Origin of the sequence: Protofrankia sp. Cas3 (assembly GCF_963555955.1) — a bacterium.
Taxonomy (GTDB): Bacteria; Actinomycetota; Actinomycetes; order Frankiales; family Frankiaceae; genus Protofrankia.
On sequence record NZ_CAUVXP010000156.1, the window covers coordinates 12,763 to 14,237 of the forward strand.

The window sequence follows — 1,475 nt, forward strand, 5'->3', positions numbered from 1 at the left end:
GGCCCGAGCTTGACCGTGATCGAGGTGATCCCGGACCGGCCGGTGTTGATCCGTAGCGGGCCGAATCTCGGCCGGGCGGTCATCCGTAGCGGCATGGTCATCGACCTCCCTTCGTGATCGAATTTGGTGACTGTGGGTGAGATTCGTCGGGGGTGTGCGGGGTGTGCGTGCAGGCCGTGCGCACGGTGCGCACACCCCGTTTCTCGCGTACGGCCGCACGTTGAGGCAGGTCACGCACGCCGTGCACGCTGCGCACGGCGTGCACAGCTACCCGCGGGTGGATGACGCGGCGTGCGCGGCGGGCATGCGGTAGACGCCCCCGGCCACCTCGTCGAGCTCGCCCGAATCGAGCAGTGCGGCGAGTAGCCGACTGACGGTGGAGCGGTGCCGGGCGGCGTGCTGGGGCAACGCCCGGGCGATGTCGACCGGGCGGAACTCGGTGCCGGGTCCCCACGCCCGGATGACGCCGAGGACCGCGGCGCGGACCTCGGCCGGGGACGCTTTGGCCGGCGGCGGGGGCGGGGCCAGGCTGAACGACCCCAGCGGCGGGACGTCGTCGTCGACGCTGGGGCTGATCTGGGGGTCCTCGTCGGCCTCGCCGAACATCGTGATGTCGAGGGTGTCGTCGTCGGCCGGTTCGGTCGCGGCCGCCGTGGCGGGTGAGGTGGGGGTCATCGGGGTCCATCCCTTCGCGCCCGCCGTGGACGGGGGCGTGTCGTAGCGGCGCCGGTTGACGTACGCCTCGCCGGCCGCCGTCGCGCTCATGGCGTCCAGGTCGGTGTGCACGTGCTGGGGTCGGACGAGCTGCCCGACCAGGACGGGCGGGGCGTTGTCGATCCGGGCGGGAATCAGCGCCCGGTCGTCGGGAATGCCGGGAGCCACGACGTGCACCCGGCCCGGGTGCCGGTTGCCCCACTGGCCGGGGTCGGCGCCGGCGTCGGCGAGGTCACCGAGCAGGTAGCCGGCGTCGCCGGCCGCGCAGCCGAACTGCATCGCCCCGCCGAGCTCCGCGCGCAGCGACGTCGGAACGTTGCCGTCATCCCGGCCGCCGCCCACGGCGCCGCACCCCCGCCGCCCCACAGCAGGTGACAGCTCTCGGCCATCACCGGCAACAGACCGGACACGATCCACGGCGGGGTGAACCGGATCGCCCCGGCGGCGATGTCCGCGGACGCGGACGCCACTCCCCGGTCGGTACCGGCCACCGCATCCGCGGGCAATTTCGTGATCGCCGTCTTTCTGCTCATCGCGATTCTCCTTTCCTTTCACCTCGAATACACGATCAGGCACTGATCAGAACGTGAACTGCTTCTGCGGTTTGCGTGCGGTCTTCTGATGTTCCTCGGAATAGTTCACTTTGAAGAGTTGGCCGGCTTTCACGACCTGAATCGCCGAGAACTGGGCCGCCTCCGAAACACGGCGCAACGGCGCGGTGGTCCGCCGCGCCCGCATCCGGGTCTCCACATCCAGCGGGC

The 1,475-nt window shown here is 71.3% G+C and carries 3 protein-coding genes; 1 reads left to right on the top strand and 2 read right to left on the bottom strand.

What is annotated here, in order from left to right; genetic code table 11:
• Positions 1–267 precede the first annotated feature (267 nt).
• Positions 268–1,056 carry a hypothetical protein gene (locus U9983_RS22430; protein WP_322755913.1) on the bottom strand — a complete coding sequence of 263 codons (789 nt, stop codon included), beginning with the start codon at positions 1,054–1,056 and terminating at the stop codon, positions 268–270.
• A gap of 81 nt (positions 1,057–1,137) precedes the next feature.
• Between U9983_RS22430 and U9983_RS22435 the strand changes: the two genes are divergently transcribed.
• Entirely contained in the window at positions 1,138–1,293 is a 156-nt protein-coding gene (locus U9983_RS22435) for a hypothetical protein (protein ID WP_322755914.1), read from the top strand.
• Here the strand turns inward: U9983_RS22435 and U9983_RS22440 are convergent.
• Positions 1,294–1,475 (bottom strand): hypothetical protein (locus U9983_RS22440; RefSeq protein ID WP_322755915.1); only part of this gene is annotated, 182 nt, incomplete at its 5' end.